The 257-nt window shown below is 59.1% G+C and carries 1 protein-coding gene; it reads left to right on the top strand.

From position 1 onward, the window contains the following. A partial coding sequence (locus tag IBT54_RS24985; RefSeq protein WP_201253338.1) for an antirestriction protein occupies window positions 1-241 on the top strand: 241 nt, incomplete at its 5' end. Window positions 242-257 lie beyond the last annotated feature (16 nt).

Here is a 257-nt window from a genome sequence, read left to right as displayed (position 1 = left end):
GAAGCCGGAAGGTGAGGAACGCTACATGTATTCAAATCCGTACCACTGGACGGAGCTGGAAATCAGCGCCGACGCGGCGGGGATCATCATCACGGCGCTGGTTCTTAACCATCGCAGCTGGCTGTACGACCGCCACGACGACGAAGAACTGAGTGCGCATTTCTGCCAGCGCCACCGCCAGCTGATGGAGTGTGTGAAAACCCATCCCGAAGCCGCCGCCATTTTCTGCGCCCTGAACTGATAAATCACGGGGCGGC

It is taken from the genome of Pantoea sp. S62 (assembly GCF_016658625.1).
Taxonomy (GTDB): domain Bacteria; phylum Pseudomonadota; class Gammaproteobacteria; order Enterobacterales; family Enterobacteriaceae; genus Pantoea; species Pantoea vagans.
Note: the sequence above shows the minus strand (reverse complement) of the source record. Positions and strands in the feature narration are given on the sequence as shown.